Annotated in this window: 23 protein-coding genes and 1 tRNA gene; 15 read left to right on the top strand and 9 right to left on the bottom strand. The window is 65.7% G+C overall.

What is annotated here, in order from left to right; genetic code table 11:
• Positions 1-10: 10 nt before the first annotated feature.
• The 3 genes from gatA to Q0C42_RS05545 are packed head-to-tail and all read right to left on the bottom strand — an operon-like array spanning position 11 to position 2,469.
• Entirely contained in the window at positions 11-1,504 is a 1,494-nt protein-coding gene (gene gatA, locus Q0C42_RS05555; RefSeq protein WP_295073182.1) for an Asp-tRNA(Asn)/Glu-tRNA(Gln) amidotransferase subunit GatA, read from the bottom strand.
• Positions 1,501-1,788: an Asp-tRNA(Asn)/Glu-tRNA(Gln) amidotransferase subunit GatC gene (gatC, locus tag Q0C42_RS05550; RefSeq protein WP_295073179.1), complete on the bottom strand. Its 288-nt coding sequence runs from the start codon at positions 1,786-1,788 to the stop codon at positions 1,501-1,503. Before gatC ends, gatA begins: the two co-directional genes overlap by 4 nt.
• A gap of 27 nt (positions 1,789-1,815) precedes the next feature.
• Positions 1,816-2,469 carry a ceramidase domain-containing protein gene (locus Q0C42_RS05545; RefSeq protein ID WP_295073177.1) on the bottom strand — a complete coding sequence of 218 codons (654 nt, stop codon included), beginning with the start codon at positions 2,467-2,469 and terminating at the stop codon, positions 1,816-1,818.
• Between the two features lie 61 nt (positions 2,470-2,530).
• Here Q0C42_RS05545 and Q0C42_RS05540 point away from each other — a divergent pair, with 61 nt between their 5' ends.
• On the top strand, positions 2,531-3,226 hold the full coding sequence (locus Q0C42_RS05540) for a metal-dependent hydrolase (protein WP_295073175.1): 696 nt from the start codon (positions 2,531-2,533) through the stop codon (positions 3,224-3,226).
• Between the two features lie 162 nt (positions 3,227-3,388).
• Here the strand turns inward: Q0C42_RS05540 and Q0C42_RS05535 are convergent, their stop codons facing one another.
• Positions 3,389-3,853: a nucleoside deaminase gene (locus Q0C42_RS05535; protein WP_295073173.1), complete on the bottom strand. Its 465-nt coding sequence runs from the start codon at positions 3,851-3,853 to the stop codon at positions 3,389-3,391.
• A 54-nt stretch (positions 3,854-3,907) separates the two neighbouring features.
• On the opposite strand from Q0C42_RS05535, the gene Q0C42_RS05530 reads away from it, so the two are divergent.
• The 7 genes from Q0C42_RS05530 (at position 3,908) to Q0C42_RS05500 (ending at position 10,494) form a co-directional block, all read left to right on the top strand.
• On the top strand, positions 3,908-4,960 hold the full coding sequence (locus Q0C42_RS05530) for a pseudouridine synthase (protein WP_295073171.1): 1,053 nt from the start codon (positions 3,908-3,910) through the stop codon (positions 4,958-4,960).
• Between the two features lie 93 nt (positions 4,961-5,053).
• Positions 5,054-5,194, top strand: a complete 141-nt coding sequence (locus tag Q0C42_RS05525) for a hypothetical protein (RefSeq protein ID WP_295073169.1) — start codon at positions 5,054-5,056, stop codon at positions 5,192-5,194.
• The gene (locus tag Q0C42_RS05520) at positions 5,194-6,057 is read left to right on the top strand and encodes a 5-bromo-4-chloroindolyl phosphate hydrolysis family protein (protein WP_295073166.1); all 864 of its coding nucleotides are present in this window, start codon (positions 5,194-5,196) and stop codon (positions 6,055-6,057) included. The genes Q0C42_RS05525 and Q0C42_RS05520 overlap by 1 nt, the downstream gene beginning before the upstream one ends.
• Before the next feature lie 17 nt (positions 6,058-6,074).
• Entirely contained in the window at positions 6,075-7,247 is a 1,173-nt protein-coding gene (locus Q0C42_RS05515) for a toxic anion resistance protein (protein ID WP_295073163.1), read from the top strand.
• Positions 7,248-7,256: 9 nt separating this feature from the next.
• Positions 7,257-8,183, top strand: coding sequence for a DUF2927 domain-containing protein (locus Q0C42_RS05510; RefSeq protein WP_295073160.1), 927 nt, complete (start codon positions 7,257-7,259; stop codon positions 8,181-8,183).
• Positions 8,184-8,253: 70 nt separating this feature from the next.
• Positions 8,254-9,354 (top strand): SPFH domain-containing protein, encoded by a 1,101-nt coding sequence (locus Q0C42_RS05505; RefSeq protein ID WP_295073157.1) that lies wholly within the window; start codon positions 8,254-8,256, stop codon positions 9,352-9,354.
• 3 nt (positions 9,355-9,357) lie between these two features.
• Entirely contained in the window at positions 9,358-10,494 is a 1,137-nt protein-coding gene (locus Q0C42_RS05500) for a primosomal protein N' (replication factor Y) - superfamily II helicase (RefSeq protein ID WP_295073155.1), read from the top strand.
• Positions 10,495-10,506: 12 nt separating this feature from the next.
• Here the strand turns inward: Q0C42_RS05500 and Q0C42_RS05495 are convergent, their stop codons facing one another.
• The gene (locus tag Q0C42_RS05495) at positions 10,507-10,695 is read right to left on the bottom strand and encodes a hypothetical protein (RefSeq protein ID WP_295073153.1); all 189 of its coding nucleotides are present in this window, start codon (positions 10,693-10,695) and stop codon (positions 10,507-10,509) included.
• Positions 10,696-10,746: 51 nt separating this feature from the next.
• Here Q0C42_RS05495 and Q0C42_RS05490 point away from each other — a divergent pair, with 51 nt between their 5' ends.
• The gene (locus tag Q0C42_RS05490) at positions 10,747-11,064 is read left to right on the top strand and encodes an antibiotic biosynthesis monooxygenase (protein WP_295073151.1); all 318 of its coding nucleotides are present in this window, start codon (positions 10,747-10,749) and stop codon (positions 11,062-11,064) included.
• Positions 11,065-11,077: 13 nt separating this feature from the next.
• Here Q0C42_RS05490 and Q0C42_RS05485 read toward each other — a convergent pair whose 3' ends face one another.
• Positions 11,078-11,506, bottom strand: a complete 429-nt coding sequence (locus Q0C42_RS05485; RefSeq protein ID WP_295073148.1) for an excinuclease ABC subunit B — start codon at positions 11,504-11,506, stop codon at positions 11,078-11,080.
• A gap of 30 nt (positions 11,507-11,536) precedes the next feature.
• Positions 11,537-12,277, bottom strand: coding sequence for a DUF72 domain-containing protein (locus Q0C42_RS05480; RefSeq protein WP_295073145.1), 741 nt, complete (start codon positions 12,275-12,277; stop codon positions 11,537-11,539).
• A 116-nt stretch (positions 12,278-12,393) separates the two neighbouring features.
• On the opposite strand from Q0C42_RS05480, the gene Q0C42_RS05475 reads away from it, so the two are divergent.
• Both Q0C42_RS05475 and Q0C42_RS05470 read left to right on the top strand, forming a co-directional pair.
• Positions 12,394-12,678, top strand: coding sequence for a hypothetical protein (locus Q0C42_RS05475; protein WP_295073143.1), 285 nt, complete (start codon positions 12,394-12,396; stop codon positions 12,676-12,678).
• Between the two features lie 60 nt (positions 12,679-12,738).
• Entirely contained in the window at positions 12,739-13,245 is a 507-nt protein-coding gene (locus tag Q0C42_RS05470) for a transposase (protein ID WP_295073140.1), read from the top strand.
• A 146-nt stretch (positions 13,246-13,391) separates the two neighbouring features.
• On the opposite strand, the gene uvrB is transcribed toward Q0C42_RS05470, so the two are convergent.
• Positions 13,392-15,575, bottom strand: coding sequence for an excinuclease ABC subunit UvrB (uvrB, locus tag Q0C42_RS05465; RefSeq protein WP_295073138.1), 2,184 nt, complete (start codon positions 15,573-15,575; stop codon positions 13,392-13,394).
• A 141-nt stretch (positions 15,576-15,716) separates the two neighbouring features.
• Between uvrB and Q0C42_RS05460 the strand changes: the two genes are divergently transcribed.
• The 4 genes from Q0C42_RS05460 (at position 15,717) to Q0C42_RS05445 (ending at position 17,664) form a co-directional block, all read left to right on the top strand.
• A complete protein-coding gene (locus Q0C42_RS05460; RefSeq protein WP_295073136.1) occupies positions 15,717-16,571 on the top strand; it encodes a bifunctional 2-polyprenyl-6-hydroxyphenol methylase/3-demethylubiquinol 3-O-methyltransferase UbiG in 855 nt (284 codons plus the stop codon).
• A gap of 208 nt (positions 16,572-16,779) precedes the next feature.
• Positions 16,780-17,091 (top strand): ETC complex I subunit, encoded by a 312-nt coding sequence (locus Q0C42_RS05455; protein ID WP_295073134.1) that lies wholly within the window; start codon positions 16,780-16,782, stop codon positions 17,089-17,091.
• Entirely contained in the window at positions 17,092-17,556 is a 465-nt protein-coding gene (locus Q0C42_RS05450; RefSeq protein ID WP_295073132.1) for a GNAT family N-acetyltransferase, read from the top strand. It abuts the gene before it with no gap.
• A 31-nt stretch (positions 17,557-17,587) separates the two neighbouring features.
• Positions 17,588-17,664, top strand: a tRNA-Arg gene (locus Q0C42_RS05445).
• 83 nt (positions 17,665-17,747) lie between these two features.
• Here the strand turns inward: Q0C42_RS05445 and Q0C42_RS05440 are convergent.
• A complete protein-coding gene (locus tag Q0C42_RS05440) occupies positions 17,748-18,986 on the bottom strand; it encodes a mandelate racemase/muconate lactonizing enzyme family protein (protein ID WP_295073130.1) in 1,239 nt (412 codons plus the stop codon).
• Positions 18,987-19,048: the final 62 nt, after the last annotated feature.

Genomic DNA, 19,048 nt, shown 5'->3' with positions numbered 1-19,048 from the left:
TTGCGGGGCATTACCACCATTTGTCGGCTTTGGCCACAAACCCGGCGCGGCTTTCCAACACATGTGCGTAATTCAGCAACTGTGCCTCGTCCCAGGGCCGCCCGATCAGCTGCAACCCCAAGGGCAACCCCTGGGCGTCCAGACCCACGGGAACCGCCACGCCCGGCAATCCCGCCAGGTTCACCGTCACCGTGAAGACGTCGTTCAGATACATCTGCACCGGGTCCGCATCCGCCATCTCGCCCAGACCGAACGCCGCTGACGGCGTGGCGGGCGTCAGGATCGCATCCACCCCATCCGCAAACGCCAGCTCGAAATCCCGCTTGATCAGCGCCCGCACTTTCCGCGCACGGTTGTAGTAGGCGTCATAGAAGCCCGCCGACAGCACATAGGTCCCGACCATGATCCGGCGCTGCACTTCCGGTCCGAAGCCCTCGGCCCGGGTCTTCTCGTACATCTCGGTGATCCCGTCACCTGCCGCCAGCTTCGCCCGATGCCCATAGCGCACCCCGTCATAGCGGGCGAGGTTCGACGACGCCTCCGCCGGAGCGATCACGTAGTAGGCGGGGAGCGCGAACTTGGTATGCGGGAGGGAAATGTCGCGTACCTCTGCCCCGGCGTCCTTCAGCATCTCGATGCCGCGCGCCCAGAGCGCCTCGATCTCGGCCGGCATCCCGTCCATCCGGTATTCCTTCGGGATACCGATAACGCGGCCCCGAATATCCCCGGTCAACGCCGCCTCGAAATCCGGCACCGGGATGTCCGCGCTGGTCGAATCCTTCGGGTCATGCCCGCACATCGCCTGCAGCATGATCGCCGCATCGCGCACCGATTTGGTCATCGGCCCCGCCTGATCCAGGCTGGACGCAAAGGCCACGATCCCCCAGCGCGACACCCGCCCGTAGGTCGGCTTGATCCCGACGATCCCGGTAAAGGCCGCCGGTTGCCGGATCGAACCGCCGGTATCCGTCCCCGTCGCCGCAAGGCACAGGTCCGCCGCCACCGCCGCCGCCGACCCGCCCGAGGACCCGCCCGGCGTCAGCTTCCGGTCGTCCACGCGCCAGGGGTTCACCGCATCGCCGTAGGCCGAGGTCTCGTTCGACGAGCCCATGGCGAATTCGTCCATATTCAGCTTGCCCAGCATGACTGCGCCCGCGTCGAACAGCTTCGACGTCACCGTCGATTCATACTCCGGCTTGAACCCCTTCAGGATGTTGGAGGCCGCCTGCGACGGCACCCCCTTGGTGCAGAAGAGGTCCTTGATCCCCAGTGGAATTCCGCACATCGCCGGGGCCTCTCCACCCGCCAGCCGGGCGTCCGCCGCGCGGGCCTGCTCCAGCGCGATCTCGGGCGTCTTGTGGACAAAGGCGTTCAGCCCGTCGCCTGCGTCAATCGCCGTCAGGCAGGACATGGTCAGATCGACCGCCGAAATCTCACCCTTGCGCAGCGCATCCCGCGCGGCGGCAATGGTCCAGGTGTTTGCACCGGTCACGTTCGCGCTCATTCCACCACCTTCGGCACCGCAAAGAACCCCTCGCGCGCATCGGGGGCGTTCGTCAGCACCTGCGCCTGGATGTTGCCATCCGTCACCACATCCGCCCGCCGCTTCAACCGCATCGGCGTGACGCTGGTCATCGGTTCGACCCCGTCCACGTCGACCTCGTTCAACTGCTCCATGAAGCCGAGGATGCCGGAAAGCTTGTCCGCCAACGCGGGAAGGTCCGCTTCCTCGACCCGGATACGGGCCAGCTTTGCCACCTTGCGGGCGGTGTCGATATCAATGGCCATGCGGCTCTCCATCGGATTTGGCCCCGTTTAGCGGCCCCCGCCCCATCCCGCAAGCATGTGGCGGCGGTAGACCTCGATCATCCAGCCCAGCATCAGCCCGTTCAGGACGTGCCACAGGAAATGCGTGCCGAAGGGCACCATCCCGCAAAGCGGGCCATCCAGCGTCCGGAAGGTCAGGCTGGCGACCAAAACGCCCGCGCCCAGCACCATCCCCCGGGCCGTCGCCGGCGCCCGGCGCCACAAAAGCACCGCATAGCCCAGGATCAGGACCGGGATCGGCGCGTAACCGGCGGAGGAGCCCAGGAACGGCATCGCCCAGCCGAAGACCGGCACCATCAGCGCGGCGTAGGGAAAGAACGCGACCACCGCGGCCAGCGCCCACCAGGGGCCAAGCCCCAGGAAATCCCGCGTGGCCGCGAAAAGGTAAAGGAGGATGAAAACCAGGATCGGCACCACGTCCAGGACGGCCGTCAGCCCGTTGGCGTGGGTGTGGAACAGCCAGGATCCCGCTCCTATCGCTGCCAGCACGCCGCACATCGCCCGCGCCAGCGGCAAGCCTTCCGTCCGCCGCCACATCACCAGCGCCGCGACCAGGAAGACGAGGTTCGTCACCGCATTCACCGGCTCGGCCCAGTAGGCGGCGGAGGTCCGCTCACAATAGGCGTCGATCGGCTCCAGCATTGCATCCCCCTCCGGCATCGGGAAAGTGACCCCTTCCGCACAAATTTCAAGGAGCGCCCCCATGCAGATCACCTGGCTTGGTCATTCCGGCTTTCGCATCGAGATCGAAGAGGCCGTTCTTCTGGTCGACCCCTGGCTGACCGGCAACCCCCTCTTCCCCGCCGGGCGCGAGGACGAGGCGATTGCCGGTGCGACGCACATCCTTCTGACCCATGCGCATGGTGATCATGCCGCCGACGCGGCCCGTCTAGCGAAGAAGCTGGGGATCAAGGTGCACTGCATCCATGAGCTGTCGGAGTGGCTGAACGGTCAGGGGGCCCAGACGGTGGGGTTCGGCAAGGGCGGGACGTTGATCCTGAACGGGGCGAAGGTGACGATGGTCCACGCGGTCCATTCCGCCTCCATCGACTTCGGCGACAAGGGCCTTCTCCCAGCGGGTGACGCGGCGGGGTTCATGATCGCGGGCGAGGGGCACACGATCTATCTGTCCGGCGACACCGACATCATGGCCGACATGGCCTGGATGGCCGAGTTCCACCAGCCCGACATCGGCATCCTGGCCTGCGGCGGGCACTACACGATGGACATGGAACGCGCGGCCTGGGCGGCGCGGAAGTGGTTCAACTTCCGCTGGGTGATCCCCTGCCACTACAAGACCTTCCCGATCCTGGCCCAGGACGCGAGCATCCTGCGTGCGGGCCTGCCGTCGGGGATCGAGGTCATCGAGCACGAGGTCCTGGATCCGATCCGTATCTAGCCCCGCCCACGCGCGGTCACTTTGGCAATCATAACGAAATCAATGGCTTGACTGCAGGCATTTACCTTCGGTCAAGCATGATCGCCCAACGGCCGCTTACCTGCGCGCGTGTTTCCAGAGGTCGAAACCACCGAGACAGGTCGCCTGTCCACAGGTGGACACCTACCCCCGCCGACCCGCAAAGAACCCTTTCAAGAGGGCCTCCGCCTCTCCCGCCCCGATCCCGTCATAGACCTCGGGCACATGGTGGCACTGGGGATGGCTGAAGATCCGCGCGCCGACCGAAACCCCGCCCGACTTCGGGTCCGCCGCGCCATAGTAAAGCCGCCCTACCCGCGCCGCAGAGATCGCGGCGGCACACATCGGGCAGGGCTCCAGCGTGACGTAAAGATCGCAGCCGACAAGCCGTTCCGACCCAAGGACCGCACAGGCATCGCGGATCGCCAGCATCTCGGCATGGGCGGTGGGGTCCGACAACTCTCGCGTGCGGTTGCCCGCCTGGGCCAGCACCCGATCACCCTGCACGACGACCGCCCCGACCGGCACTTCGCCCCGGTCCGCCGCCGCCCGTGCCTCGTCCAGGGCAAAGCCCATGAACGACCGGAACCCTTCGCGTTGCTCTTTCATGCTCGCATCACTATCCTGCCGACCCCGGCCACCAAGGCCCAAAGGATGATGGCCATGCCCGGAAAAGAAAAGCCCCCCGCCCCGAAGACTTCGGACAAGGACGCCTCGGCGACCGACACGCCCGAAGGCGAGCGCATCGCCAAGGTCCTGTCCCGCGCCGGCATCGCGTCCCGTCGGGAAGCCGAGCGGCTGATCGAACTGGGCGAGGTCAAGGTGAACGGCAAGACCATCACCTCCCCCGCGCTGAACGTGACGGCAAAGGACAAGATTACCGTCCGGGGCGAACCCGTGGGCCAGCCCGAACCCCCGCGCCTGTGGCTGTATTACAAGCCCGAAGGGTTGGTCACCTCGGCCTCGGACGAAAAGGGCCGCGACACCGTGTTCGACCACCTGCCCGAGGACATGCCCCGGGTGATGTCGATCGGGCGGCTGGACCTGAACTCCGAGGGGCTTCTCCTGCTGACCAACGATGGCGAGTTGAAGCGGAAGCTGGAACTGCCCTCGACCGGCTGGCTGCGGAAGTACCGGGTGCGGGTCAAGGGCAACCCGACCGAGCCGGAAATCGAACCCCTGCGCAAGGGGATCACCGTCGACGGCGACCGCTTCCAGCCGATGGAGGTCAAGATCGACCGCCACCAGGGTGCCAACGCCTGGCTGACTGTGGGTCTGCGCGAGGGCAAGAACCGCGAGATCCGGCGGGCGATGAACCACATCGGGCTGACGGTGAACCGTCTGATCCGGATTTCCTACGGTCCCTTCCGGCTGAACGAGTTAGAACCCGGCGAGGTCGAAGAGCTGAAGCCCCGCGTGCTGCGCGAGCAGCTGGGTCTGGCAGAACCGGAAGAAGCCCCGAAGCCCGTCCGCAAGCTGGCCCCAAGACCGGGCAAGGCCGGAACGCAGTCCACCGGACCGGGCGAGGATCGCGCAAAGCCGGCGACCCGGCCGATGAAGCCCGGCGAAGGGCTGAAACAGTTGTCCGCGACCTGGCAGAAGGCGACACGCCCCCCCTCCGGCAAAGGCGAGCGTCCGACATCCGGCCGACCGGCCCGACCTTCTGGACCCTCGGCGCGTCCCGGCCCAAGGTCGGGCGGGCCGAAGAAGGGCTAGAGCGGGTTCGCCCCGAACGCCGCAACGTCCTGGACCGCCTGACCCCAAGCGGGGGGTGAAGATTGCCGCCTATTCCCCCCTGCCGTGACTGGCATGGACCGGGGGCATCGGCTAAGGTCGGGCGAAGCGGCAAAAAAGGGAGTGTGGGGCATGTCGGGCGGCGGAATACGGACGCTCTCGCTGGTGCTTCTGGTCTTCCTCGTGGCCTATGTGGCCTGGTCGGGAGGCGCGTGATGGCCGAGCGTTTCGGCGGCAAGTATTCGCCCGGCGGCGGGTCCTCCGGTCCGACAAGCGCGCCGCCCGTGGTGCCGCGCGTCACCGGGAAATGGCGCACGACGGTGCTGTTCCTGACGGCCTTCCTGTTCCTGTTCCCCGCCTTCGGAGACGGCCCGCGCGAGATGCTGCTGGGCCTGCTTGCGGGCGGGCTGATCGTGCTGGCGGCCTGGCTGACGCGGCAGGGGATGCTGGCGGAAGCTGCGTACAACGCCCGGAAACTGGCTCGGCGTCCGGCCTTCCCGCGGAAGGCGGCGGGGGCGGTCGCGACCGGGGCGGCGCTGGCCGTGGGCGGGGTGATCGCGGATCAGGGCCTGGTGTATCCGGTGCTGTACGCGCTGGTTGGCGCAGGGCTGCATCTGGGGGCCTTTGGCCTTGACCCGATGGCCGACAAGGGGATGGAGGGGATCGATGCCTTCCAGACCGGCCGGGTCGCCCAAGCCGTGGAAGAAGGCGAGAAGCATCTGGCCGCGATGCAGGACGCGATCCTGCGGGCGAAGGACCGCAGTCTGGAACGCCGGGTGACGCAATTTTCCGCCGTGGCGCGGGGGCTTTTCCGCACGATCGAGGGCGATCCGGGCGACCTCACGGCGGCGCGGAAGTATCTGTCGGTCTATCTGATGGGCGCACGTGATGCGACGGTGAAGTTCGCCGACCACTACGCCCAGACCCGCGACGCCAGTGCTCGTGCGGATTATGAGGCGCTGCTGACCGATCTGGAAACCACCTTCGCCCAGAAGACCACGGCTTTTCTTTCGAACAACCGCACCGATCTGGATGTTGAGATCGCCGTGCTGCGCGACCGTTTGACGCTTGACCATTGACCCAAGGGGGATTGCCCATGTCCACGACCGTCCAAGCCGATGCCCAGGCCTTCTTGACCGAAGTCGAGAAGGTGACCGCCGTGATCCTGCCCGAGCCGATGACCGAGGTCGTGCCGCTGGAGGCCGCGCCGTCGGACAAGGCCGAGGCGATCCGCAAGCGGATGTCCGAGGTTGACCTGTCGAACACCCAGTCGATCATCGCCTTCGGCTCGTCCGCGCAGGCCGAGTTGCAGGTGATCAGCCAGGCGATGCTGCAGGACGTGAAGAACAAGGACGTCGGTCCGGCCGGGGACAGCTTGCGCAAGATCGTCACCACGATCCGCGGCTTTGCGGTGGACGAGCTGGACCTGCGGCGCGATGCAAGCTGGTGGGAAAAGCTTCTGGGTCGGGCGGCCCCCTTCGCGGAGTTTGTCGCGCAGTACGAGGATGTGCAGGGGCAGATCGACAAGATCACGTCGGAACTCCTGACGCATGAGCATACTTTGCTGAAGGATATCAAGAGCCTGGATATCCTTTATGAAAAGACCCTGAGCTTCTACAACGAGCTGGCGCTGTACATCGCGGCGGGCGAGGCGAAGCTGACCGAGGTGGAGGCGACCACGATCCCGACCAAGGAGGCCGAGGTTGCAGCGGCTCCCGAAGCGGATCAGGTGATGAAGGCGCAGGAGTTGCGCGACCTGCGGGCGGCGCGGGACGACCTGGAGCGGCGGGTGCATGACCTGCGGCTGACGCGGCAGGTGACGATGCAGTCGCTGCCGTCGATCCGGCTGGTGCAGGAGAACGACAAGAGCCTGGTCACCAAGATCAACTCGACGCTCGTGAACACCGTGCCGCTGTGGGAGACCCAGTTGGCCCAGGCGGTGACGATCCAGCGGTCGAAGGAAGCGGCCGAGGCGGTGCGGGATGCCAATGACCTGACGAACGAGCTTCTGAAGGCCAATGCCGAAAACCTGCAGACCGCGAACAGGGTGGTGCGCGAAGAGATGGAGCGTGGGGTCTTCGACATCGAGACGATCAAGGCGGCGAATGCCACGCTGATCGCGACGATCAACGAAAGCCTTGCCATCGCCGACGAGGGCAAGGCCAAGCGCGCGACGGCCGAAGCGGAACTGGTGAAGATGGAGGCCGAACTGCGCGACACGCTGGCCTCGGCAAAGGCGCGGCAGACAGCGCCCTCGGCGACGGCCTGAAAGGACGCAATGGCGCGGGTGCAGATCAAGTTCCTTCTGGCCGGGGCCACCTGTCTGGCTTTGTCCGGCTGCATTGGCACACCCGTACCCGTAACGCCGCCTGTGGTGGTGCCGGTGGCCCCGCCCGAGCCCTCGCCAAAAAGCGCGGCCGCAACGGCCTATTACGCCCAGGTGCAGCAGGTGCTGCTGCGCGAGGGAATGCTGCGGACCGATCCGGGGGCGGACATCCCGGTCCGGGCCGACCGGCTGACCGAGAACTTCCTGCGGATCGCCCTTTTCCAGGAGTTCACCCGCAGCCGCAGCGGGATCACCCGGGCCGAGACAGCATCGCCCCTGACCCGGTGGAATGTCCCGGTGCGTGTCGCGGTCCGCTTCGGTGCGTCGGTGCCCGCCGACAAGCAGGCCACCGACCGGGCGAAGATCGCCAGCTACCTTGCGCGGCTTTCGCAGATCACGGGACACCCCATCGGACTGACGGATGCGGCACCGAATTTCTGGGTCTATGTCGTTTCCGAAGACGAGCGCGAGGCGCTGGGGCCCGAACTGGACAGCCTGCGGATCGGCATCGCGCCCGATGTCATCCAGGCGGTCACGCGGATGGGTCAGACCACCTATTGCAACGTCTTCGCCATCTCGGGATCGGAAAGTCATCTTCACCGACACGCCGTTGCCGTCATCCGGGCCGAAAACCCCGACCTCTTGCGCCTGTCCTGCTTCCACGAGGAAATCGCGCAGGGACTTGGCTTGCCGAACGACAGCCCGCGCGCCCGGCCCTCGATCTTCAACGACGACGAGGAATTCGCCCTGCTGACCGACCAGGACGAGCATATGCTGCGCATCCTTTACAGCCCGGAGCTGCGTCCCGGCATGACAGCCGAAGAAGCCCGGCCAGTCGTCGAATCCCTTGCGCGTCGCCTGACCGGCGGCGAAAGTTGACCCAACAGAAGCTGGCTTACCTGCCCAGCCCAAACTACCCTGCCTTGCCCTGCCATGACGGAGAGAACAAATGGTCTTCGATTTCCTCAAAGGCGAATTCATCGACGTCATCTCCTGGCTCGACGACACGCGCGACACGATGGTCTGGCGCTTTGACCGGCGGGGGCAGGCGATCAAGATGGGTGCCAAGCTGACGGTCCGCGAAGGCCAGGCGGCGGTCTTCATCCATGAAGGGCAGCTGGCGGATGTATTCCAGCCCGGTCTTTACATGCTTGAGACCAACAACATGCCGATCATGACCACGCTGCAGCACTGGGACCACGGATTCCAGTCGCCGTTCAAGTCGGAGGTCTATTTCGTCAACACCACCCGGTTCAACGACCAGAAATGGGGCACCAAGAACCCGATCATGGCCCGCGACCCCGAGTTCGGGCCGGTCCGCCTGCGCGCCTTCGGGACCTATTCGATGCGGGTGACCGATCCGGGCAAGTTCATCCAGGAAGTCGTCGGCACCGATGGCGAGTTCACCTCGGACGAGATCAGCTTCCAGATCCGCAACGTGATCGTCCAGTCGGTAAGTCAGGTGCTGGCGAAGTCGGGCATTCCGGTGCTGGACATGGCGGCGAACACGGCGGACCTGGGCAAGATCATCGCCAACGCCATTGCGCCGCAGGTCGGCGAATACGGGTTGTCGATCGCGGAATTCTACATCGAGAACGTCAGCTTGCCGGAGGAGGTCGAGAAAGCCTTGGACAAGCGGACCTCGATGGGGGTGGTCGGCGATCTGAACCGTTACATGCAGTACAATGCGGCGGAAAGCATGTCCCAGCCGGGGTCCGCGATGGGCTCGGCGATGGGGGCTGGAATGGGCATGGGCATGGGTGCGTCGATGGCGCAGAACATGGGGCCGTGGGGAGGTCAGCCGGGTGCTGCCGCCGCCCCGCCGCCCCCGCCCCCAGCGCCGCCGGCCGCGAAGGCCTGGCATCTTGCGGTGGATGGGTCGACATCGGGTCCGTTCGCAGAGGGCGACCTGGCGCGGATGGCGGCCGAGGGCAAGCTTGGCCGCGCCACGATGGTTTGGACCGCGGGTCAGGACGGCTGGAAGATGGCCGCCGAGACGGACCTTGCGCGGCTTCTGGACCAGGTGCCGCCGCCACCGCCGAAACCCTGAGCCATGCCGCAGGATGAACACCGCTGGCCCTGCGAACAATGCGGGGCGCAACTGCGCTTCTCTCCGGGCCAGACGCGGCTGGTCTGCGATCATTGCGGCCATGTGCAGGACATCCCCGCCGCAGCACCGCAAAGCCGGACCCGCGCGCTGCAAGAGCTTGATCTGAAACGGGGATTGAAGGACGATCTGGCTGATCGCGACATGGTCGAGGTGCGCACCACCTCTTGCCCGAACTGCGGCGCTCAGGTCGAGATCACCGGCGCGACCCATGCCACCGAATGTCCGTTCTGTGCGACGCCGGTGGTGCTGGACACCGGCACCCAGCGGCATATCAAGCCCCAGGCGCTGGTGCCGTTTGTGCTGACCGAAACCGAGGCGCGCAAGGCGATGACGGCCTGGCTTGGCAGCCTGTGGTTCGCGCCGAATTCGCTTTTGGAGTACGCCCGCAAGGGTCGCGCGATGAACGGCATCTATGTGCCGTTCTGGACCTTCGACGCCGACACGGCCAGCCGCTACACCGGCCAGCGGGGCGAGCATTATTACGAGACCCGCACGGTCTCGGTCCGGGTCAACGGCAAGATGGAGACGCGGCAGGAGCAGGTTCGCCATACGCGCTGGTATCCGGCGTCGGGCCGGGTGGCGCGGGACTTCGACGACGTGCTGGTCATGGCCTCGGGCAGCCTGCCCGAGCGGTTGGGAAATGAGCTGACACCCTGGGACCTGGGCGCTCTGGTGCCTTACGGGCCGGAGTATCTGGCCGGTTTCCAGGCCGAGGGGTATACCGTGGGCCTGGCCGACGGCCACCAGAAGGCCCGCCAGAAGATGTCGGAGGTGATCGTCCAGGACGTGCGCGACGACATCGGCGGGGACGATCAGCGGGTGGACGACGTGGACACCAGTTGGTCGGAGGAGACCTTCAAGCACATCCTGCTGCCGGTCTGGATGGCGGCCTACAAGTACAATGGAAAGAGCTACCGCTTCATCGTCAACGCGCAGACGGGCGAAGTGCAGGGCGAGCGGCCCTGGTCGGCCTGGAAGATCGCCTTTGCGGTGCTGCTTGCGCTGGTCGTGGCCTTGGGCGCCGCCTATCTGAACGACCCGCAGTCCCTGGGGCTGGACCGACCGGAGTGGATGGACTGATCCGTCCCGATCTCAGTCCTTGCCGCGCTGGAAGAACAGCATCCAGCCGGCATAACCCCCCGCCGCAAGGAACATGATCCCCCAGAAGGGCGATCCGACGTAGAGAAGCTCGAACAGGCCCCAGCCGATGGGCAAAAGGACGGTCAGCCAGCGCACCCAGGCGCGGGAGAAGAAGCGGTCGTTCGGGTCGAGAAACTTCATGCCTTTGATCCCGGTTCGTGCCATCCTGAGTGCAGAAGAGGGAGGACCGACATGCCGCAGATTGTCAAGGATTTCCAAGGGCAAACCGTCATCACCACCTTCGAGACCACCCCCGCGATGGCTTTCGATCTGGTCGAGGCGCTGGAGGCCGCCTATGCAGCCTGCATCCGCCACCAGCCCGGCTTCATCGCGGCGGGTCTGCACATGAACGACGCCCGGACCCGGATCTGCAACTACAGCCAGTGGGCGCGGCGCGAGGATTACCAGGCGATGCTGCGCACGCCGGAAATGCGCGAGCGCAATCGCAAGATCAACGAGCTTTGCCGTGGGTTCGAACCGGTGATGTACGAGGTGACAGGCGTCTACTGATGCGTTGCGCGGATCAGGCCGAGGGCAGGACGTTGCAGGCGCGGAACGCCTCCACGGCGGGTCTGGCGCCGGTCAGGTCGAAGGGGACCTCGGTCCCCTCGGCAAGCGCCGTCGCGCGACCGTTGTAGGCCAGCCCGTCCAGCACATTGTCGAACCCGCTGTCGCTGACGGTCAGCGTCTTGCCATCCGCCGAAAGCTGATGGCGGCCCGTACCGATGGTCATCGCCGCCGGCCCGTCGAACCGCAGGCCGAAGGTCTTCGTCTCGGGCCAGGCCGTGGGACGGGTCAGGGCAATCGCGTAGGGCTCTGCCTGCGAGGGGTCGTAGGTGACGCGGACCGCCAGATCGGGCGTGTCCTGTCTGATCGTGCAGACGGGCGTGGCCGTGAACTCCCAGGCTGAGGCGGGACCTGCAAGCAGAAGAAGGGTGATCAGCGCGCGCATGGTCAGGAGATGGGCCTGAACGCTGCGTCGTCAAGCCAGGCGCTGCAGAAGCGCCTGGGCTGCGGCCGGATTTGCGACCTTGTGGCCCGAGATGACGAAGGCGAAGACCTCGCGCGACTTGGCGATACGGCGCAGGCGGGTGGCCCAGCGGTCAAGCTCGTCCTTGGGGTAGCCCAGCGGCTCGCCTTCGCGGGTGCCCATCAGATGCAGGTAGGCGAAAGGGGCCGTGTCGGCGTCGATCTCGGGGTATTCGCTGTCGGTGCCCCGGACCACGGCGATCTGCCGGTCCGCCAGCAGGGCTGGAAAGGCCGGGGCGCGGAAGCTTTCGTGCCGGGCCTCGATGGCGTGGCGCAGCGGCAGGCCGTTCAGGTCGTCGGGCAGAAGGTCGAGGAAACCCGCAAGGTCCGAGCAGTCGAAGGCCCGCGTCGGCGGAAGCTGCCAGTTGATCGGCCCAAGCTTCGGCCCCAACTCCTCGAGCCCCGAGTCGAGGAACCGCCGGATCGACTCTCCCGTCTCGGCCAGCTTGCGGCGGGTAGAGACGTAGCGAGGACCCTTGAGGGTGAAGACGAAGCCCTCGGGCACCTGGCGCGACCAGTTGCGGAAGGTGGCGGGGGTCTGGGTGCGGTAGAAAGTGCCGTTGACCTCGATTGCCGTAAACGCGCGGGAGGCGTGGCGCAGCTCGTCGGCCTGGCGGAGACCTTCCGGAAAGAAGGTTCCGCGCCAGGGTTCAAAGGTCCAGCCGCCGACGCCGATGCGGATGGGATGGGGCATGTCTTCTCCTGCAGTGGCTGACGGATCAACTCCTGGCCACCCGCTCCTGTTCCGTCGGCCATTAACGCTGCCGCAACCCGGGCCTGCGAAACTGCCCGAAGACGCGGAGGTGCAAGATGGATGCGGTGGACGAATTCGCCTGGCTGAAGGCCGAGATCCGGCGATTGCAGGACCGGGCAGACCAGTTGCGCGACGCCTTCCTGAAACCCGGGGCGCGGCTGCGGTCGAACCGGTTCGAAATCACGGTCAAACGGCAAACGAGGCGGGTGTTCAACAAGGACCGCCTGCCCAAGGCGGTGCTCGCGGACCCGCGCTACTGGGAAGAACGGTCAAGCGAGGTCGTCACCTGCCAAGCCCTGTCCAGTGCCGCGGCGGAGGACGACATCGTCCTTGTCGAATGACCCCAGCGCAGGGTGGGCGATACCGCCCACCCTACAAAAGCCCCTTGAAAGGGAAGGTCCATGCCGAACTACCGCCGCTTGCGCGTCCCAGGTGCCACCTACTTCTTCACGGTCCATCTGGCTGAACGGGGCGGGACGCTTTTGACCGATCGCATCGATCTGCTGCGGGAGGCCTACCGTCTGACCGTGGCGGAGCAACCGGTTCGCTGCGACGCGATGGTGGTCCTGCCGGACCACATCCACGCGGTCTGGACGCTGCCAGCGGGGGATGCCGACTTTTCCCGTCGCTGGCAGAAGCTTAAAGGCCGCTTCACCCATGCGACAGGCCTACGGGGCCTGCAGTCGCCAAGCATGGTGGAGAAGCGCGAGGCCGGGCTTTGGCAGCGGCGGTTCTGGGAGCACTTGATTCGCGATGCCGAGGAAGGGCGCCGCGCCGTGGCTCACTGCCTGAGCGATCCGGTCCGGCACGGGTTGGCGACCAAGGCCGAGGACTGGCCCTTTTCGACGATCCATCGTGACTTGCGGGCGAAGGTGGACAAAACGCCCACCCTGCGGGCGGTGGCGTGAAGAGGGCAGACTGCTTATCGAATCCAGAGTCCCAGGCAATGCCACCCACCGGCCGTCTATGCTGCCGCATGGGATGAGATCCAGCGGTCAGGACGGTGCGGTCGCGTAGGGTGGGCGATTCGCCCACCTTCCGCTGGTCGACGGGTCTAGCTTCCGCGCCGTGACCGCTTGCCCCCACGCTGCCCGGCCCGACCGGCGGTCGACCGGCCCGCCATCTTCACCGCCTCTTCCACCGCTTCCTCGATCACCTCTTGCCGGGCGAAGGGGTCGTCGGCCACCGCAAGCTCCACCGCCTCCAGCCGCTTGACCTCGTCCCGCAGGCGGGCGGCTTCCTCGAACTCCAGGTTTTCCGCCGCCTTGCGCATCTGCAGCCGCAGCGCGTCGAGGTGCGCGGCCAGGTTCTTGCCGACCATCGGCTTGTCGACCTTGGTGGTGATGCGCGCCTGATCGGTGTCGCCCACCCAGGTGCCGAAAAGCACATCCTCGACGTTCTTGCGGATCGTCTCGGGGGTGATCCCGTGCTTGAGGTTGTAGGCGACCTGCTTTTCCCGACGGCGGTTGGTCTCGCCAATCGCCCGTTCCATCGACCCGGTCATCCGGTCCGCGTACATGATCACGCGACCTTCGCTGTTCCGCGCGGCGCGGCCGATGGTCTGGATGAGCGAGGTTTCCGACCGCAGGAAGCCTTCCTTGTCGGCGTCGAGAATCGCGACAAGGCCGCATTCGGGGATGTCCAACCCTTCGCGCAGAAGGTTGATCCCGACCAGCACGTCGAAGGCGCCAAGCCGCAAATCCCGCAGGATTTCGATGCGTTCGATGGTGTCGATGTCCGAGTGCATGTAGCGCACGCGGATGCCCTGCTCGTGCAGGTAATCCGTCAGATCCTCGGCCATGCGCTTGGTCAAGACGGTGGCAAGCGTGCGCAGGCCCCGTGCGGCGACTTTTCGGATTTCGTCCAGAAGGTCGTCGACCTGCATCTCGACCGGGCGGATTTCGACCTGGGGGTCGATCAGTCCGGTGGGTCGGATCACCTGCTCGGTGAAGACGCCGCCGGTTTGTTCCATCTCCCACGCGGCCGGGGTGGCGGAGACGAAGACCGATTGCGGGCGCATGGCGTCCCATTCCTCGAACTTCAGGGGGCGGTTGTCCATGCAGCTGGGCAGGCGGAAGCCGTGTTCGGCCAGCGTCATCTTGCGGCGGAAGTCGCCCTTGTACATGCCGCCGATCTGCGGGACCGAGACGTGGGATTCGTCTGCGAAGACGATGGCATTGTCGGGGATGAATTCGAACAGGGTCGGCGGCGGTTCGCCCGGCGCGCGGCCGGTCAGGTAGCGGGAGTAGTTTTCGATCCCGGCGCAACTGCCCGTGGCCTCCAGCATTTCGAGGTCGAAATTGGTGCGCTGTTCCAGGCGTTGCGCCTCCAGCAGCTTGCCCTCGCCGGTCAGCTGCTTCAGCCGGTGGAAAAGCTCGTCCTTGATGCCCTTCGTGGCTTGGGCCAGCGTCGGGCGCGGGGTGACGTAGTGGCTGTTGGCGTAGATGCGGATCTGCGGGAAATTGTCGGTCTTGGCCCCGGTCAGCGGGTCGAATTCGGTAATCGACTCCAGCTCTTCGCCAAAGAAGGAGAACCGCCAAGCGCGGTCTTCAAGGTGGGCAGGCCAGATTTCCAGGGAATCGCCCCGCACCCGGAAGGACCCGCGCTGGAAGGCGGCTTCCAAGCGGCGGTATTGCTGGGCCACCAGTTCCGCCATCACCTTGCGCTGATCGTACATCTGGCCGACCACGAGGTCCTGGGTCATCGCCGAATAGGTCTCGACCGAGCCGATGCCGTAGATGCAACTGACCGAGGCCACGATGATCACGTCGTCGCGTTCCAGAAGCGCCCGGGTGGCCGAGTGGCGCATCCGGTCGATCTGTTCGTTGATCTGGGATTCCTTCTCGATATAGGTATCGGTGCGGGCGACATAGGCTTCGGGCTGGTAGTAGTCGTAGTAGCTGACGAAATATTCCACGGCGTTGTCGGGGAAGAAGCCCTTGAACTCGCCGTACAATTGCGCGGCCAGCGTCTTGTTGGGCGCCAGGATGATGGCGGGGCGCTGGGTTTCCTCGATCACCTTGGCCATGGTGAAGGTCTTGCCCGTCCCCGTCGCGCCCAGAAGGACCTGATCGCGTTCCCCCGCCATGACGCCCGCCGTCAGTTCCCGGATCGCGGTCGGCTGGTCGCCTGCGGGCTGGAACGGCGTGGACAGGACGAAGCGGCGGCCACCTTCCAGCTTGGGCTTGGTCAGGACGTCCGGACGCTCGGTCAGGGCGTTGATGTTGTTGTGCGGCATCGCGCGCCTCTCGGGGGAGTCGGGGGAGAGACAGATTTGATCCGTTTTTGTTCCAGTTCAAGCGGTCATCCGGTGTGGTGGGGCGAAACCGTTGCCGAAAGCGGCCCAAGCGGCTAAGGCTCGGCCCACCAGAGGTGAATGATGGCTGACAAGATCGACACGCGGGCGGTGGGGCTGGATGTGGGGCTGGCGTTCATCCGCTGGCTGACCGGGGCCGAGAACCTGCATTACGGGCTGTGGACCGGGCTGGAGGCGACCGCGGCCAATCTGCGGGCGGCGCAGGATGCCTATACGGTGAAGCTGTTCGGCTATCTGCCTCCCGGTCCGTTGCGCATCCTGGATATCGGCGGCGGCGCAGGCGAGACGGCGAAGAAGCTGCTGGCCCTGGGGCATCAGGTCGAGATCGTCGTTCCGTCCGCCTTTCTGGCCGCGCGCTGCCGTGAGACCGCGAAAGGGGCCACGGTTCACGAATGCACCTTCGAGGCGTTCCAGGGCCAGGGGCCGTTCGACCTGTGCCTCTTTTCGGAAAGCTTCCAGTACATCCCGCTGTCTGAAAGCCTGCCGAAATGCGCGCGGCTTCTGGTTCCGGGTGGACAGGTGCTGATTGCCGACTGCTTTCGCACCGAGGCCTACCGGGGCCGGGCGGCCGAGGGTCCCCAGCCGGGCGGCGGGCATCCGCTGGCGGCGTTTCGTGCGGCGGTCGACGGCTCGGCCTTCGCCGTCGATGCCGAAGAGGACATCACCGAGGCCGTGGCGCCCTCGATCGATCTGGAGCAGCGGCTGTTCCACGTTCTGGGCCACGGAGTGACGCGCGTATCGGATGAGATCCGGGACAATCGGCCCACGGCGCACTGGGCCTTGGGGAAAGCCATCGGGCTTTTCCTGTCGCGCAAGCGGCGCGAGAACCTGATGCAACGCCTGACCGGCACCAGCCGCACGTCCGAAGCGTTCCGGCACTACAACAGCTACCGGATCATTCGGCTGCGCCAGAGATAGACCGGAAGATTTTGCGGGCGCTTTACAACTTAAGGTTGATTTGCACTGCGACTTGCGCAAGACTGATCCGGCAAGCAGCAACTGAAGCTGTCGGTCGGCGTCGACCCTACCCCACCCCACACCTCCCAGACGCCGACCGACAGCCTCTTCTGGCGCTTGCGCTTTCCGCACAGCGTTGAGATATAAGGGTCACGTTCGGAGGATTCCCATGCGCGCCCGCATCTACCAGCCCGCCAAGACCGCCATGCAGTCCGGCTCTGCCAAGACCCACCTGTGGGTGCTGGAGTTTGCCCAGGCATCAGAGCGCGAGGTCGATCCGCTGATGGGCTGGACCTCGTCCTCGGACACGCAAAGCCAGGTGCGGCTGAAGTTCGAAACCCGCGCTGCGGCCGAGGCCTATGCGGCCGAAAAGGGCATCGCGTATGATCTGGTCGAACCAAAGCCCCGCAAGCCGGTGATCCGCGCCCGCGGCTATGGCGAGAACTTCGCCACCGATCGCAAGGGCGCCTGGACGCACTGAATGGCGGTCGTCATCGCCGAAGAACACCCGCTGACCCCGGACCTGTCGTTGCTGTTCGAACGGCATACGGCCGACATGCACGCCGACACGCCACCCGAATCGATCCACATGATGGACAAGGGCGCGCTGGCCGCGCCAGGCATCCGCTTCTTCGTCCTGCGGGACGGAGACGAGCCGCTGGCGATGGGGGCCTACAAGCGGATCGACGAGGCGCACGCCGAGATCAAGTCGATGCATGTCCTGGCCGAGGCGCGGGGGCGCGGCTTGTCGAAGACGATGCTGGACCACCTTGTGACCGAGGCGCGGAAGGATGGCTTCCTGCGGGTTTCACTGGAAACCGGGGTGCAGCCGACCTTCGTCGCAGCGCGGGCGCTTTATGCGCGGGCGGGGTTTGATGAGTGCCCGCCGTTCGAGGGTTATGAAGAAGACCCGAACTCGGTCTTCATGACGAAGGTGCTTGCCTGATCTTTTGCGGTGCCGCAAAAGACGGTGGTGCGGGCTCATAGCTCAACTGGATAGAGCAAGGACCTTCTAAGTCCGAGGTTGAGGGTTCGAGTCCTTCTGGGCCCGCCATTTTTCAGACCACACTGTTTTTCAGAACAGGAAGCCGTCCTCGTGGCATCGAGCCACTCGGACGGCGTTGCCACGGATGGTGGTCAGGTGATCGAGCTTGGCGCGCCCCCCTCGAAGCGGTTGCCGTGGCGGTAGTCGCAGGGCGCTTCCTGCATCTGCAGATGCAGGCCGGTGCCGGTGTAGGGGTTCGCGCGGGCGACGTCCTCGTCGAAGTCGATGCCCAGACCCGGGCCTTCCGGCGGGATGATATAGCCGTCCTCCCACTTGATCGAATTCTTGATGAGCTTCTGGTGGAAGGCCCCACCGGTTTCGATCGTCTCGGCGATGAGAAGGTTCGGAATCGAGGCGGCGAAGTGGACGTTCGCCGCCCATTCAACGGGGCCGGCGTAAAGGTGCGGCGCCATCTCGGCGTTGAAGATCTCGGCCATCGCGGCGATCTTCTTCGCCTCCCAGATGCCGCCGACGCGACCGAGCGCCGGTTGCAGGATCTTGACGCCGCCGGCGCGGAGGAGGGTGCCGAATTCAGCCTTTGTCGTCATCCGTTCGCCCGTGGCGAGGGGGACGCGGACAGATTTGGCGACTTCGGAGAATTCGAGCAGGTTGTCCGGCGGGATCGGCTCTTCGTACCAGAGCGGGTTGTAGGGTTCGAGCTCGCGGCCCATGCGGATTGCGCCCGGGGTGGTGAACTGGCCGTGGGTGCCGAACAGAAGGTCGACGCGGTCGCCCACCGCGGCGCGGATCGCCTTGCAGAAGGCGACGGAGCGGGTGATGTCGGACATCGCCGGTTCGTGGCCGCCGCGGATGGTGTAGGGACCGGCGGGGTCGAACTTCACGGCGGTGAAGCCCATGTTCATGAAGCGGACGGCGGCCTCGGCGGCGGCGTCGGGGTCAACCCAGAACTCGGCCGATTCCTTGCCGGGCTCGGGATAAAGGTAGGTGTAGCTGCGGATGCGGGCGTTCATCTTGCCGCCAAGAAGCGCATAGACCGGCCGGTTGCGGGCCTTGCCCAGAATGTCCCAGCAGGCGATCTCCAGCCCGGAGAAGGCGCCCATCACGGTGGGATCAGGGCGCTGGGTAAAGCCGGAAGAGTAGACGCGGCGGAACATCAGTTCGATGTTTTCCGGGTTCTCGTTCGCCATGTGGCGTTCGAAGACATCCTCGATCACCGCGAGCATCGCCTTCGGGCCGACCGTGGAAGCGTAGCATTCACCGTATCCCACGATGCCGGTGTCGGTGGTCAGCTTCGGGAAGATCCAGTAGCGCCCGCCCCAGCCGGGGAATGGTGGCGCGACGACGAAGATTTCGAGGTCCTTCAGCTTCATGGCTGTCCCCTTTGGCTGGCCGGGGCGGGGATTGCACACCCCCGCACCCCCGATACGTGTCA

Source organism: Tabrizicola sp., assembly GCF_022842145.1.
Taxonomy (GTDB): Bacteria; Pseudomonadota; Alphaproteobacteria; order Rhodobacterales; family Rhodobacteraceae; genus Tabrizicola.
This window is presented reverse-complemented; position numbering and strand designations above follow the sequence as displayed.

Bases quoted from the DNA above. Each gene is read 5' to 3' on its own strand.
- Q0C42_RS05460 (WP_295073136.1), top strand. From the start codon at position 15,717: ATGGCTGACAAGATCGACACGCGGGCGGTGGGGCTGGATGTGGGGCTG.
- Q0C42_RS05500 (WP_295073155.1), top strand. From the start codon at position 9,358: ATGCCGCAGGATGAACACCGCTGGCCCTGCGAACAATGCGGGGCGCAA.
- Q0C42_RS05470 (WP_295073140.1), top strand. From the start codon at position 12,739: ATGCCGAACTACCGCCGCTTGCGCGTCCCAGGTGCCACCTACTTCTTC.
- uvrB (WP_295073138.1), bottom strand. From the start codon at position 15,575: ATGCCGCACAACAACATCAACGCCCTGACCGAGCGTCCGGACGTCCTG.
- gatA (WP_295073182.1), bottom strand. From the start codon at position 1,504: ATGAGCGCGAACGTGACCGGTGCAAACACCTGGACCATTGCCGCCGCG.
- Q0C42_RS05545 (WP_295073177.1), bottom strand. From the start codon at position 2,469: ATGCTGGAGCCGATCGACGCCTATTGTGAGCGGACCTCCGCCGCCTAC.
- Q0C42_RS05440 (WP_295073130.1), bottom strand. From the start codon at position 18,986: ATGAAGCTGAAGGACCTCGAAATCTTCGTCGTCGCGCCACCATTCCCC.
- gatC (WP_295073179.1), bottom strand. From the start codon at position 1,788: ATGGCCATTGATATCGACACCGCCCGCAAGGTGGCAAAGCTGGCCCGT.
- Q0C42_RS05475 (WP_295073143.1), top strand. From the start codon at position 12,394: ATGGATGCGGTGGACGAATTCGCCTGGCTGAAGGCCGAGATCCGGCGA.
- Q0C42_RS05485 (WP_295073148.1), bottom strand. From the start codon at position 11,506: ATGCGCGCGCTGATCACCCTTCTTCTGCTTGCAGGTCCCGCCTCAGCC.
- Q0C42_RS05535 (WP_295073173.1), bottom strand. From the start codon at position 3,853: ATGAAAGAGCAACGCGAAGGGTTCCGGTCGTTCATGGGCTTTGCCCTG.
- Q0C42_RS05450 (WP_295073132.1), top strand. From the start codon at position 17,092: ATGGCGGTCGTCATCGCCGAAGAACACCCGCTGACCCCGGACCTGTCG.
- Q0C42_RS05495 (WP_295073153.1), bottom strand. From the start codon at position 10,695: ATGAAGTTTCTCGACCCGAACGACCGCTTCTTCTCCCGCGCCTGGGTG.
- Q0C42_RS05510 (WP_295073160.1), top strand. From the start codon at position 7,257: ATGGCGCGGGTGCAGATCAAGTTCCTTCTGGCCGGGGCCACCTGTCTG.
- Q0C42_RS05455 (WP_295073134.1), top strand. From the start codon at position 16,780: ATGCGCGCCCGCATCTACCAGCCCGCCAAGACCGCCATGCAGTCCGGC.
- Q0C42_RS05530 (WP_295073171.1), top strand. From the start codon at position 3,908: ATGCCCGGAAAAGAAAAGCCCCCCGCCCCGAAGACTTCGGACAAGGAC.
- Q0C42_RS05525 (WP_295073169.1), top strand. From the start codon at position 5,054: ATGGACCGGGGGCATCGGCTAAGGTCGGGCGAAGCGGCAAAAAAGGGA.
- Q0C42_RS05480 (WP_295073145.1), bottom strand. From the start codon at position 12,277: ATGCCCCATCCCATCCGCATCGGCGTCGGCGGCTGGACCTTTGAACCC.
- Q0C42_RS05515 (WP_295073163.1), top strand. From the start codon at position 6,075: ATGTCCACGACCGTCCAAGCCGATGCCCAGGCCTTCTTGACCGAAGTC.
- Q0C42_RS05540 (WP_295073175.1), top strand. From the start codon at position 2,531: ATGCAGATCACCTGGCTTGGTCATTCCGGCTTTCGCATCGAGATCGAA.
- Q0C42_RS05520 (WP_295073166.1), top strand. From the start codon at position 5,194: ATGGCCGAGCGTTTCGGCGGCAAGTATTCGCCCGGCGGCGGGTCCTCC.
- Q0C42_RS05490 (WP_295073151.1), top strand. From the start codon at position 10,747: ATGCCGCAGATTGTCAAGGATTTCCAAGGGCAAACCGTCATCACCACC.
- Q0C42_RS05505 (WP_295073157.1), top strand. From the start codon at position 8,254: ATGGTCTTCGATTTCCTCAAAGGCGAATTCATCGACGTCATCTCCTGG.